The sequence below is a fragment of the Paludibaculum fermentans genome, from assembly GCF_015277775.1.
Taxonomy (GTDB): Bacteria; Acidobacteriota; Terriglobia; order Bryobacterales; family Bryobacteraceae; genus Paludibaculum; species Paludibaculum fermentans.
Genome location: NZ_CP063849.1, coordinates 6450626 through 6463356, shown reverse-complemented (window position 1 = coordinate 6463356; position 12731 = coordinate 6450626). Strand labels below are relative to the sequence as shown.

The following is a 12731-nucleotide window of genomic DNA, read 5'->3' as shown; positions in this document are numbered from 1 at the left end:
CGCTCAGCGTGCCGCCTTTGCCGTGGCCGCGTGTTCCAGCTTCAGAATCTGGTTGGCCTTCACGTGTTCCAGCCGCTCCACCTGACCGTCCGGCCAGCGGATCTCCACCGTGTCGGCTTCCTTCGCGCCGGCCAGCCCGAAGTGCAGCCGCGCATCGCCCTGCGACAGGTAGCCCCGCACCGGATTCACGTCGTCGATCATCTTCAGCCCGGCGGCCGTCACGGTCACGCGCGCGCCAATCGCGGTGCGCGACCCGGTGGGGAACTTCAGCCGCGCATCCACCATCAGCCAGGGCTTTGCATTGCCGCCGTCATTCCGCAGCAGCTTCGCCGCGTCGTTCAGGTTCACCACCAGCAGGTCGATGTCGCCGTCGTTGTCGATATCCGCCCACGCCGCACCGCGGCCCACGTATTTTTCGTTGAAATAGCTGCCCGAGCGCCGCGACACGTCCTCAAACGTGCCGTCATGCCTGTTCCGCACCAGCGTGTCTTCCTGGACGTACTCGTGGTGCGCATTGCCATGCACCGTGAACAGGTCCGGCCAGCCGTCGTGGTCGTAGTCGAAGACCACCGAACCCCAGCCCGCATACTGCCCCAGCATCGCGGACAGGCCGGCCGCATTTGCCTGGTTGTCGAAGTGCTTTTCCTTCGGGTTGTAGACGAACAGGCTGACGTAGTTCAGGTTCGGCACGAAGATGTCCAGCCAGCCGTCACGGTTCACATCGCCAAAGAACGGGCCCATCGACGACACGCCCTGCCCGTGCTCGCTGTAGGCAATGTCGAGGTCCAGGGCCTTCTCCACGAACGTGCCTTTGCCGGTGTTTTCGAAGAAGTAGTTCTCCATGGCGTCGTTCGCCACGAAGATGTCGAGGAAGCCGTCGTTGTTGAAGTCGGCCCCGGTGACGCTCATCGCCCGCCCGTTGGGCTTGTAGACGCCGGCTTCCTTCGTCACTTCCGTGAAGGTGCCGTCGCCATTGTTCCGGTAGAGCGCATTCGCCTGCCCGCTATAGCTGAGCGGCCCCGGATACCCCTGGGCCGGATAGAAGTCGCGGAACTTGCCGTCGTCATAGTGCAGGTAGTTTCCGACGAAGACATCCAGCCAGCCGTCGTTGTTGTAGTCGAGCCACACGGCCGACACGCTCCAGCGCGGATCCGCCAGACCGGACTTCTCGGAGACATCGGTGAACGTTCCGTCGCCGTTGTTGTGATACAGCGTATTCGCGCCGTAGTTCAGCAGGTAGAGGTCGACCCGGCCATCATTGTCGTAATCCGCGGCCGAACAGCCCGACCCGAAGGTCATGCTGGCCACGCCCGCCTGCGCCGTCACATCGGTAAACGTGCCGTTGCCGTTGTTCCTGTAGAGCTTGCCCGACAGCTTGCCGCGCAGCTCGCGGCCCTCGTTGTCGCTGACGCTCTTGGTCCACACGCCGGTGACGAAGTAGATGTCCTGGAAGCCGTCGTTGTTGTAGTCGAAGAAACAGGCGCCGGCGCCCGTGCCTTCCACGATGTTGTCCAGGTGGTGGTCGCCGTAGCTGTGCCGGAACGTGATGCCCGCCGCCTTGGTGATGTCCGTGAATACCGGCAGCGTGCCTTCGTCGGCCGCCCACACGGTCGCCGCCATCAGAATCACCAGCCGGCCGAGCTTCATTTCTTGTCCCCCAATCCCAACCGCACGGGCTTTTTGATCACGGCCTGCGCTTCCACGTTCTCCGGCGCGAGTTCGGGATCCTCGTGGCAGCCGATGCAGCCCCGGTTTTCCTTGTTCCGCACCCACACCCAGCCGCTGCTGCGCATCACCTGCCCAGCCGCATCCAGCGTCTGCAGCTTCACTTTCGTGTTGGCCGGAATTTCGAGGTGGAACGACCCGTCCGCCTCCACCGCCAACTCGCCCAGCCGCACCGGAGCCGCCTCGGGTCCCGTCAAAACCCGGACCTTCCGGATCGAGCCCGCCGCGGCCGGCCGGTCGCTGGTATATACGCTGAGGCAGTACAAATGGCCGCTCGGCGCCTCGGTCTCCACCACCGTGCCGCGCCCATCCGGCTGCTCATGCGGACCCACCACCTTCGCCTGGAGCTCATCAAACTCCGGACTGTCGTACAGCGGAGTCTGCTTCCGCGTCGCCAGCTCCAGCCGCCAGAGCCCCCAGCCCGCCGGGCCCTTCTTCGCCACCACCACGGAGCCTTCGCCCAACGCCGCGGGGGCTGCGAACACGCCGTCGGCCGCCGCCGTCAGCGCGGAATGGGAGTGGAGCGGCCGCTCCTGCGTGACCATCGACAACTGCCCGGCCGCTTCCACAAACACGACTTTCCGGCCCACCGCCGCCGCCGTGCGCGCATTCAGCCCACCGGTGAACAACGCGTAATCCGTCCCGTCCAGGTTGATTCCAAACAGCCGGCCGCCCGACGAGTAGATCATCCGGCCTTCCGGCAGCATCGCCGGACCCGTGTCGCTCTGCCCCGCATACGTCAGCCGCTGGACATCCGAGCCGTCCAGCTTCGACGAATACAGGGCCCCGCCGCATACAAACGCCACCTGCGGCCAGGGCTCGGGAATATCCAGCGAAAAGATCCGCGACTGATACACCGGCTGGCGGCACCCGCCCTTCTCGTGGCTGATCTGCCGCACGCCGCCGCCGTCCGCGTTCATTTCGAACACCTGCCAGGGCTCGCCCGCCGCGCGCCGGCCCGCAAATAAAATGCGCTTTCCGTCGAAAGATACGTCCGGATCGGCCGCCGCCGCGAATCCGTCGCTCAGGACACGCCCCCGGCCCGTCCATTCCAGCAGGTAGAGCCGTTCGCCGTGGCCCGCCCGGGCCTGCGTCACCACCAGTCCGGCCGACCCTGGAGCCATCGCTCCAGCCGCCGCCAGGGCGCCATCAGCGCCCCACGCAGCCGTCATGGCCGCGGTGAGCACCATGCCGCGCACAATCATACTTACCGGATTAAGGAGTATAGAACCTGAAGCTAGCAAACCTAAGCCAGTCTAGGGTAAACGGATCCGTTTGCCAATATCTAAATCACACTACTTGGTTCTTATTAGATTTACTTCTCTACCGTCCTGCGCCTGCGGCTGTAAAATAGCCACATGAACCAATCAGCTGAGGGGCTGCCCGGCCGCCGCGGCTTCCTAAAAGCCGGCGCCGTGGGTTTCCCCGCCATACTTTCCGCCGCGCAGAGCGCGAATGCAATCAAGGTTGGACTCGTCGGTGCAGGCGGCCGTGGCAGCGGTGCAGCCGCCCAGGCCCTCAAGGCTGACGACTACGCCGAACTGACGGCCGTTGCCGACATCGACATGGATACGATCGACAAGAGCCTGGCCCGCCTCCAACGTGCGGCCGGCCCCAAGATCAAGGTCGCCAGCGATAAGAAATTCATCGGCCTCGACGCCTTCCAGAAGGTGATCGACAGCGGCGTGGACGTGGTCCTGCTGGCCACACCGCCCGGCTTCCGCCCGCAGCACCTGCGCTACGCCATCGAGGCCGGCAAGCACGTCTTCTGCGAGAAGCCCGTGGCCACCGACGGACCCGGCGTCCGCCACGTCCTGGAGACCGTCGACATCGCCACCAAGAAGAACGTCTCGCTCGTCGCCGGCTTCTGCTGGCGTTATTCCAACTACATTGCGGAGACGTTCGACAAGATCGGTAGCGGCGCCATCGGTGACATCGTCGCCTACTACGCCACCTACTACACCAGCCCCGTCAAGCCCATGCCCCCCGAGAGCACCCGCCCGGCCGGCATGAGCGACACGGAATGGCAGATCCGTAACTGGTACAACTTCCAGTGGCTCTGCGGCGACAGCCTGGTGGAACAGGCCGTGCATAGCGTCGACAAGGTGGCCTGGGCCATGAAGGACCAGCCCCCCATCAGTTGCGTGGCTGTCGGCGGCCGCCAGATCCCCGCCAACGGCGGCAATATCTACGACCACTTCGCCGTCAACTACCTGTATCCCAACGGCGTCCGTGCCTTCGTAGCCAACCGCCAGACCGAGAACTGCTACAACGAGAACTCCGACTACATCCTCGGCACCAAGGGTACCTGCACCATCGGCCGCGGCCCCAATCCGCGCATCGAAGGCCAGAATCCCTGGAGCTTTGAAGGCCAGAAGAACGACATGTACCAGCACGAGCACGACGTGCTGTTCGCCTCCATCCGCAAGGGCCAGCCGATCAACGACGGCAAGCGCATGGCCACCTCCACGCTGCTCGCCATGATGGGCCGCATGGCCGCCTACACCGGCCAGCAGATCACCTGGGAACAGGCTCTCAACTCCCAGGAACGCCTTGTCCCCGACACCATCGACTGGAAGGGCAGCCTCGCCGTTCCGCCGCTGCCGCTGCCGGGCAAGACCAAGTTCATTTAGCCCGAACCATGCGGAAATTGCGTAAGTTCTTCTTTCTATTAGCTCTGCCGGCGGCCGCCCAAACAGCGGCCCCGGCCAAACCGCCCGCCGACGACCTCAAACTCGTCCAGGGCCTGCAGCGCCGCATCGCCTCCGGGACCAAGGAAAAGAAGGCTTCCGACATGAAGCCCTACAAATCCACCATCCCCGGCACCGATGTCAGCTTCGAGATGGTCCCCATCCCGGGCGGCGAATTCACCATGGGTACCCCCGCGGGGGAAGCCGGCCGCCAGAAGGACGAGGGCCCCCAGCACAAGGTCCGGCTCGATCCCTTCTGGATGGCCGCCCGCGAAGTCACCTGGGACGAGTACCGTCTCTTCCAGTTCTCCCATGTCGAGGGCAAAATGCCGGACGTCGACGCCGTGTCCCACCCGACCCGGCCCTACGTCGAAATGAGCTTCGGCATGGGCCTGAACGGCTTTCCGGCCATCAGCATGACCCAGCACGCGGCCAACAAGTACGCCCAGTGGCTCAGCGCCAAAACCGGCCAGTTCTACCGCCTGCCTACCGAAGCAGAGTGGGAGTACGCCTGCCGCGCCGGCAACGCCCCGGTCGATCTCGCCGCCTCGGCCTGGTACGACGCCAACGCCAACGGCAAGTATCAACTGGTGGGCACGAAGAAGCCTAATGCCTGGGGGCTCTATGACATGCTGGGCAACGTCATGGAGTGGACCCTTGACGCATACGCCCCTTACCCGGCCGGCGATGCCGTCAATCCCTGGGTGAAGTCCAAGACCTCCTACCCGCAGGTCGCCCGCGGCGGCTCCTGGAACGACCCCGCGTCCAGCCTCCGCTGCGGAGCCCGCGTCGCCTCCGACGCCAGTTGGAAACAGCAGGATCCTCAACTCCCCAAGAGCATCTGGTACCTCACCGATGCCCAGTGGCTCGGCTTCCGCCTGGTGCGGCCCCTGAAGGTGCCCTCGGTGGTCGAGATGAACTCCTTCTGGAACAATGGAGTAGAAGTCGATCCGTAAACCCGAACGCTTCGAGCTCGTGGAGCCCTCCATGGGCACCCTCGTTCGCGTGGTCATCGAAACCCGCGAACGGGACCGGGCCGACCACGCCCTGCGCGCCGCCTTCGGCCGGCTCCGCGAACTCGACGCGACCCTCTCTGACTACAAGCCCGACAGCGAGCTAAACCGTCTCTGCCGCGCCGGCAGCGCCCAGGTCTCCGTCGACCTCTTCCGCAATATCGAAGCCGCCCAAAGCCTCGCCGTCGCCACCCACGGAGCCTTCGACATCACCATCGGCGACCGCACCCGCTCGTCCACCTTCCGCGATGTCGAGCTGGACGCCAAAACCCGCACCGTCACCCTACGTAAACCCAACATGAAGCTGGATTTAGGAGCGATCGGCAAAGGCTACGCCGGCGACGAGATGCTGCGCGTCCTGCGCGCCCACGGCTGTCCCCATTCGATGGTCGCCCTCAGTGGCGACATCGTCGTCGGCGAAGGCGCCTGGCACGTCATGATCGAGGCCGCCCAGCAGACCTTCAAGCTGAAGAACTCCGCCGTCTCCACCGCCGGTGACACCGGCCGCCGCCACATCCGCGACGCCCGCACGGGCCAACTGGTGGAGCAGGTCTGGCTGGTTTCGGTCCTGGCCAAAACGGGTCTCGAGGCCGACGGCCTGGACACCGCCCTGCGCATCATCGGCGAGGAGGAAGGCCGCAAACTGGCCGCGGCCCGCCACGTGAAAGCCTGGTTCCGGCGCGTCGCCTGACGGCCGTTAGCGCAGCAGGATGCTGCCGGTCAGCGCCAGCAGCACAGCCGCCGTGATCATCACGTAGGCCCAGTCCCGCTCCAGCGCGAAACCGACGATGGAAAACGCCACCCGCAGGATGGGTGTGAGCAGCAGGCAGAGGATCCCCAACTGCGCGATCGCCAGGCCGCGCGCCTGCAGCCCTTCCCCATGCGCCGCGAACGCCAGCCGCATCACCTGCGTAGGGGAGGCATACGGCGTGCCCGAGCCCCCGAAAACCGCAAACGTCGGCACCGGCGGCTGCGAGAACAGGTAAAGCGCTCCACCGGTCAGCCCGACGGCGGCCGCCACGATGACGCCTCCGCGCAGGGTGGTGGAGATGATCTGTTGGAGTTTGTGGTCAGAAGGGGCCATGGCTTAAATCCTCCCCGACAGGGCGCTGCGAATCATTTCCAGGGCGATCACCGCGACAACGACGGCGAAGATCCGGCGCAACGTGAGCACCGGCAGGCGCGGCAGCAAACGCGCGCCCAACAGGGATCCGCTCAACACGCCCAGCATCACCGGCAGGGCGATCGCCGGCTGAATGTACCCGCGCTTCAGGTAGATGGCCGCACTGGCCACCGCCGTGACGCCGATCATGAAGCTGCTGGTCGCCGTGGAGACCTTGAACGGAATCCCCATGATCCGGTCCATCGCGATGACCTTCAAAGCGCCCGAGCCGATCCCCAGCAGCCCCGAGAGCGCCCCGGCCACGTACATCAGCGCGAAGCCCAGTTTGGCGCGGCCCACCTCATAGGAGATGGAGCCTTCCCTGGCGTGATAGACGCCGCCCAGGCGCAGGCGCGCCGAGAAGGAGTCCGGAGCCGCCGTCGACGCGTGGTCGCCCTGAATCCGGGTCACCTGCCAGGCCGAGTGCAGCAGCACCACGCCAAACAGCAGCGCCAATGCCTGCGTCGGTGTCCTGCCCGCCAGCAGCGCTCCGCAGATCGCTCCGATGGTCGTGGCGATCTCCAGGAACATCGCGATCCGGATGTTGGACAGCCCGTCGCGCACATAGGCCGCTGCCGCGCCCGACGACGTCGCGATGACGGAAACCAGGCTGGCGCCGATGGCGTAACGCAGGTCCACGCCCAGCAGCAGCGTGAGGGCCGGGGTTACGACAATGCCGCCGCCCAGCCCCGTCAGGGCGCCGATGAGACCGGCTGCGATCGAGATCAGGAACACCGTCAATGTGAACTCTGGGGCTGGCATGCGGGAGAGAGCCTTCCGTCCTCTACTTCCAGTAAAGGGCCCCACTCTGTATGTTGTCCAATCGTATGATTGGCACTCTGTGATCGAAATCTTCGATTACTGACCGGAGCCGCCCAACCCGCCGTGAGCCTGGGCCAGTTCCACGAAGGCGCGCACCAGCGCGGACGGCTCGGCCGCGCGCGTCGCCACCCCGATCTCCGAAACGCCCAGCGACGGAGGCAGCGGCCGCACCACCACGTTGTGCGCATGCGCCGAGAGCACCGACCGCGGCACAATCGCCACTCCGACGCCCACCGCCGTCAGCGCAATGGCCGTGTACATCTCGCTGGTCTCCTGCACGACATGCGGGCTGAACCCGGCCTGCGCGCACATGCGCATCGTGGCGTCGAAGTACCCCGGAGCCCACTCCCGCCCATACGACACGAACGGCTCGTCCCGCAGCCGCGCCAGGGAGAACCGCCGCACCGCGCCCAGCGGATGCCCGGGCGGCAGGATCGCCGCAAACGGCTCCCGATGAATAATCGTGATTTTGAGCTGCGGGTGCGACGTCGGCAGCCGCAGGAAACCGATATCCAGCGACTCATCCAGCAGCCCTTGCACCTGGTTCACCGTGCGCAGGTTCACCAGATCCAGGCGCACGCCGGGATGCTTCTTCCGGAACTCGGCCACGATCTGCGGCACCACTTCCAGCGCGGCGGAGAAGACAAACGCGATGCGCAGCCGGCCCACCTCGCCGTGGGCGGCTTTGCGCGCCCGGTCGCCCGCCGCCTGGGCCCGAGCCAGCAGGTCGCGCGCTTCCAGCAGGAAGACAGACCCCGCGTCCGTCAGCCGCACTACCCGCCGGTTCCGCTCCAGCAGCCGCACCCCGAGATCCTCCTCCAGTTGCTGAATCTGCGCCGAGAGCGCGGGTTGCGAGAGATGCAGCGCCTCAGCCGCACGCACGAAGCTCAGCCGTTCCGCGACAGCAACGAAGGAGGCGATCTGTTTGAGTTCCATGCGCGAGGGGTCACGCCCAGAATGCAACAGATCACCGCACCGGGCCAAGCGGCCAGCGCGTCAACCTGGCAGCCCGCGACAAAAGCCGCACCACCGCGTTCGCGCCGCCGCTGGCTGATGGAATGGACCCTCAAGGGTGATTTCGAAGCCGCTCCGAAGGGAGTCGAATTCTGTAGGGACGGGCGGCGGAGCGGGCCCGGTGGGAGACAAGCGGGAAGGAGTACCAGGCAGGCAGGAGAAACGCGGGGCCGCGCCCGTAAGCACGGCCCCGGAATACAAACTACTGAACTACGCCACAAGCCAGCCGCGCACCGGCATTGCCCGCCGGATCGCTCTTCATGTCGTCTGCCTTCTCATGGATGACCAGGGCCGTGCCGCCCGCATGGAACAGCGAGGTCTCGCCGTCCCCTACCAGCGTGATGCCTTGGATGATGGTCTTGAACGTACCCGCGCCCTTGGCGTTGATGGTGAAATTGGGCATATCGCCAGCGTGGTGGCCTTCGGGGTTCATAATGCCGTGCTGTTTGTGAGCCGGATTGAAGTGGCCGCCGGCCGTCGTGAAGCCGGGGCCTTCGCACTTGCCCACCGTGTGGACGTGGATCGCATGGGATCCAGCCGGCAGTCCGGTGGCCTTGACGGCGAGCTGCACGCCGCCCTTCACCTGCTTGAACTTCGCGGTGGCAACTACCTTGCCTTGCGCGTCTTTGACTTCCGCGGTGGCGGCCTTCCGATCGCCCTGAGCCCCGGCCAGGGTGAATGCGGAGAGCGCCAGGGCCGTCGTAGCGGCCAGGATGGAACGAGTTGTCATCGATAGGATCTCCTTGGTCCAATTCTACGGGAATTGGCGGGGCATGCAGCATCCTCACCCGGCGGCTCACCTGCTTTAGCGTGGATTGGCCGAATCCTTGCCCAGAATCTTGAGGGCAAGACCGACCTCGAACTTGTTCACAAACTGGAACGCCGGAGCCAGTTCCCCGCGCGTATACGAGAACTTCACATCAAAGAACTTCGTGAACTCCTGGTTGTAGGTGATCTCCAGGTAGCGCCGCGTCCCCTTTTCCAACCGTCCTGCCGCGATGAACGAATACGTGGTGTCGACCGCGGCATAGGTGGCAGGCAGCGTTCCGCTCTTGTAAGGCGTGAAGTACCCGGCGGCGCTGGCCTTGTCATCGAAGTAGCTCTCCGGCCGCAGCAGCCGGAACATGTCGTAGTTGATGTTCAGCGAGGACTTCGAAGCGATGGTGAGCGTTGAGTGCACCGAGCCGTGCAGGCGCGAGAACGTGCCCCTCCGTTCGACCAGTTGAATCTCAGAGACGGGCTTGCCGTCGGCACCCTTGATCACGCCAGTCGCATCGGCTTCGGTGAAGGTGTTCGAGGTCTGCTCGCGATACCGGCCCACCTCGTAGCCGAGCAAGGGCTGCAGTGTGTAAGAGAAGTCGTCCGACTTGACCTTGCTGAAGAAGAAACGGAACTCGGAGACGCCGCCGTAGGTGCGTTTGTTGGTGATGCGCGTTGCTTCGCCGAGGAAGCCCGTGTACCAGGAGATCCGGCGGAGTGTGGAGAGGTGGAAGATCTTGTCCAGGCCGTCGTCGTCCTTTTGGCAGCACGCCGGCTTGTAGTAATCGAGGCGGATTGGGAGCTGGTAACGGAAGACGTTTTCGTCGTTCACGACACCGTTGGTGTTCATCTTGGCGTACAGGGACGGAGCGATGCTGGTGAACGATCCGAGATGGAGGAAGTTCAGGCCGTTCCAGATCTTGCTGTCGGGATTGAAGCTGACCTCGAAGTTGGCAATGTCCTTGGACTTTCCGGCAGCAGTGGAACTGTGTGTAAAACTGCCAGAAAGGTAAAGCGGCATCTCGCGGTTGCTCGCCGGAGCAAAGTAGCTGAACCGGCGGTTATAGGGTTTCGCAGGGGCCGGCAACTCCCTGGGCCGGGCAACGGCCGCATACTTCGTCACCGGTTGGCCAGCCGCCGGCCGCCCGCTATCGTCCCGGGTGGTGCGCCGTTCCAGGGGCAGGCGCTGCAACATCCGGTACTCGGCCTTCTCTTTCGAACTGAGGTCTCCCGTGCGGTTCTTCGACTGCATGGAACTCATTTCGGATGACGTCTTCGGTGCCTGTGGAGGAGTGAACTCGAACTGCAGGCCTTTATCCTCCACTTCCTTGCTTTGCAGAACGTTGGTGAGATTCAGGCGATTCAGGAAGTGGAAGGTCAAGGTATCGGTCTTCGGGTTCAGCGCAATCTGGCACGGCTTCATCGGCGGAGGGTCGACCACCGGCTTGGTAGCCCATAAGCCCGGCTCTACAATGTGAATCCGAAGCTCGTTGGGCAGATAGATGGCGCGGAAGACAACGGAATCCTCTTCCGTGTCTGTCGCTTTGCTGTCGATCTCCAAGTCAAGCATCGTCGGGACAATGACAGCCGCCGTGGAAGGAGCTTCCCCGACCTTGAAGCCTCGGATCTCCAAAGCGGGTTCAAATCGGTGCCCCTCGGGGAGGGTGTCCAGATACTCGTCAATCTCGAGCTCATCCTCGGGAGTGAGATCGATCTGGAAGTGCGTGGTGGAGATGATGGCGTTCTTGTTCACCAGGCGCACCTGCACCGGGCGGCCGTCGAGCTGCCGGCGGTTCGCCTTGGGGAACATGAGCGTCGCCCGTAGTTGCCCGGGCACTACCGAGAGTTTCGCCCCTTTATCCGTCGGCACCAGAATCAGGAACCCGGGTTGCTTCGGGTCTCCGGACTCTGCGCTCGTCGTTTTGCTGTCGCGCCGCCAGAACACCTTCAGAGGCACGTCGGCGGCCAACAACTGGGGCAGAGACATCGCGCAGAGAAAGACCACCGCGCTGAGAGGTTTCCATGGGGACGGCATTGCAGGACTCCTTTTACTGGTAGTTGCGTAATAATCTCGCAAACTCGGCCAGAAAATTCATCGGCGCCGCAGGGGACACATACCGCCGCCGCGCGACAATAGTCGGGATGTCTGATTTGTCTACCCGCCGGACCTCCGTCATCGTCTTGGGCGGCGGACCCGCCGGCCTGGGCGCCGCCTGGCAACTGGCCCGCCGGGGCTTCGCCGTCACCGTCGTCGAACGCGGCCCCGCCGTCGGCGGCAACGCCGGCAGCCTCACCGTCGATGGCCAGCGCGTCGACTTCGGCAGCCATCGCCTGCACCCCTCCTGCGACCCCGGCATCCTGTCCGACATCCGCAACTTCCTCGGCGACGACCTCCTCGACCGCCCGCGCCACGGCCGCATCCACCTCTGCGGACGCTGGCTCCACTTCCCCCTCAAGCCCGCTGACCTCGTCCTCCACGCGCCGCCCGCCTTTGCCGCCGGAGTCCTCCGCGACGCCCTCTGGAAACCCACCCCCCACGGCCCGGAGAACTTCGCCTCCGTCCTGGCCGCCGGACTCGGCCCCACCATCTGCCACGACTTCTACTTCCCCTACGCCGTCAAAATCTGGGGCATGGACCCCCAGCGCCTCGACGCCGAGCAGGCCCGCCGCCGCGTCTCCGCCGGTTCCCTCACCAAGATGGTCCGCAAGGTGCTCGCGCCGTCGAAAAAGGGCCGCTTCTACTACCCCCGCCAGGGCTTCGGTCAGATCAGTGAAGCCTACGCCGCCGCCGCGGAACAGGCCGGAGCGCAAATCCTCCTCAACACCTCCGTCACCGGCATCGCCCTCCAGGGCAACAGCCGCGCCGCCGTCGAGGTGCGCGACGCTGCCGGCGAACGCACCCTGGAGCCCGGTCTCGTCCTCTCCACCATCCCCATCCCCCAACTCGCCCGCATGCTGCAGCCAGCCGCGCCAGGGGCGATCCTCACCGCCGGTGGCGCCCTGCGCTATCGCGCCATGATCCTCATCTACGTCACCCTCGACACCCCGCAGTTCACTGAGTACGACGCCCACTACTTCCCCGCCGCCCACATCGCCATCACCCGCCTCTCCGAACCCAAGAACTACGGCCTCCACGGCCCCGCCGCCACCACCGTCCTCTGCGCCGAACTCCCCTGCGATCCCGCCGATCCCGTCTGGCAAGCCTCCGACACGGATCTGCAGAAGCTGGTCCTGGATGCCCTCCGCCAAGCCGGCATCCCCTATGAAGGCCGCGTCCTGGGCACCACCGCCCGCCGCCTCGGCCAGGCCTACCCCGTCTACGAAACCGGCTTCCGCCGCCACTTCGACCCGTTGGACGAATGGGTCAGCCAGCTCGACGGCATCCTGACCCTCGGCCGCCAGGGCCTCTTCGCCCACGACAACACCCACCACACCCTGGCCATGGCCTACGCCGCCGCCGAGTGCATCGACCCCGCCGGCCGCGTCGATCTCGATCGCTGGCAGCAGCACCGCCGCGCGTTCGAAGAGTTCGTGGTTGAGGACTAA

11 protein-coding genes are annotated in these 12731 nt (G+C 65.1%); 4 read left to right on the top strand and 7 right to left on the bottom strand.

The genetic code is table 11. The annotated features are described in order from the left end of the window. Positions 1–3: 3 nt before the first annotated feature. Entirely contained in the window at positions 4–1647 is a 1644-nt protein-coding gene (locus IRI77_RS25495; RefSeq protein ID WP_194447815.1) for a CRTAC1 family protein, read from the bottom strand. After that, on the bottom strand, positions 1644–2930 hold the full coding sequence (locus tag IRI77_RS25490; RefSeq protein WP_194447814.1) for an HzsA-related protein: 1287 nt from the start codon (positions 2928–2930) through the stop codon (positions 1644–1646). The genes IRI77_RS25495 and IRI77_RS25490 overlap by 4 nt, the downstream gene beginning before the upstream one ends. Before the next feature lie 153 nt (positions 2931–3083). Between IRI77_RS25490 and IRI77_RS25485 the strand changes: the two genes are divergently transcribed. The 3 genes from IRI77_RS25485 to IRI77_RS25475 are packed head-to-tail and all read left to right on the top strand — an operon-like array spanning position 3084 to position 6119. After that, on the top strand, positions 3084–4358 hold the full coding sequence (locus IRI77_RS25485) for a Gfo/Idh/MocA family protein (RefSeq protein WP_194447813.1): 1275 nt from the start codon (positions 3084–3086) through the stop codon (positions 4356–4358). An 8-nt stretch (positions 4359–4366) separates the two neighbouring features. Then, positions 4367–5371: a formylglycine-generating enzyme family protein gene (locus IRI77_RS25480; protein ID WP_194447812.1), complete on the top strand. Its 1005-nt coding sequence runs from the start codon at positions 4367–4369 to the stop codon at positions 5369–5371. Between the two features lie 31 nt (positions 5372–5402). Then, positions 5403–6119, top strand: coding sequence for an FAD:protein FMN transferase (locus tag IRI77_RS25475; protein ID WP_194447811.1), 717 nt, complete (start codon positions 5403–5405; stop codon positions 6117–6119). 6 nt (positions 6120–6125) lie between these two features. Here the strand turns inward: IRI77_RS25475 and IRI77_RS25470 are convergent, their stop codons facing one another. The 5 genes from IRI77_RS25470 to IRI77_RS25450 all read right to left on the bottom strand — a co-directional run bounded on the left by IRI77_RS25470 (position 6126) and on the right by IRI77_RS25450 (position 11220). Continuing rightward, positions 6126–6512 (bottom strand): DUF1634 domain-containing protein, encoded by a 387-nt coding sequence (locus IRI77_RS25470; protein ID WP_194447810.1) that lies wholly within the window; start codon positions 6510–6512, stop codon positions 6126–6128. A gap of 3 nt (positions 6513–6515) precedes the next feature. Beyond that, on the bottom strand, positions 6516–7352 hold the full coding sequence (locus IRI77_RS25465) for a sulfite exporter TauE/SafE family protein (protein WP_194447809.1): 837 nt from the start codon (positions 7350–7352) through the stop codon (positions 6516–6518). 96 nt (positions 7353–7448) lie between these two features. Next, on the bottom strand, positions 7449–8348 hold the full coding sequence (locus tag IRI77_RS25460) for a LysR substrate-binding domain-containing protein (protein ID WP_194447808.1): 900 nt from the start codon (positions 8346–8348) through the stop codon (positions 7449–7451). A 280-nt stretch (positions 8349–8628) separates the two neighbouring features. After that, entirely contained in the window at positions 8629–9156 is a 528-nt protein-coding gene (locus IRI77_RS25455; RefSeq protein WP_194447807.1) for a superoxide dismutase family protein, read from the bottom strand. A gap of 75 nt (positions 9157–9231) precedes the next feature. After that, positions 9232–11220, bottom strand: coding sequence for a hypothetical protein (locus tag IRI77_RS25450; protein ID WP_194447806.1), 1989 nt, complete (start codon positions 11218–11220; stop codon positions 9232–9234). Positions 11221–11327: 107 nt separating this feature from the next. Here IRI77_RS25450 and IRI77_RS25445 point away from each other — a divergent pair, with 107 nt between their 5' ends. After that, positions 11328–12731: an FAD-dependent oxidoreductase gene (locus IRI77_RS25445; RefSeq protein ID WP_194447805.1), complete on the top strand. Its 1404-nt coding sequence runs from the start codon at positions 11328–11330 to the stop codon at positions 12729–12731.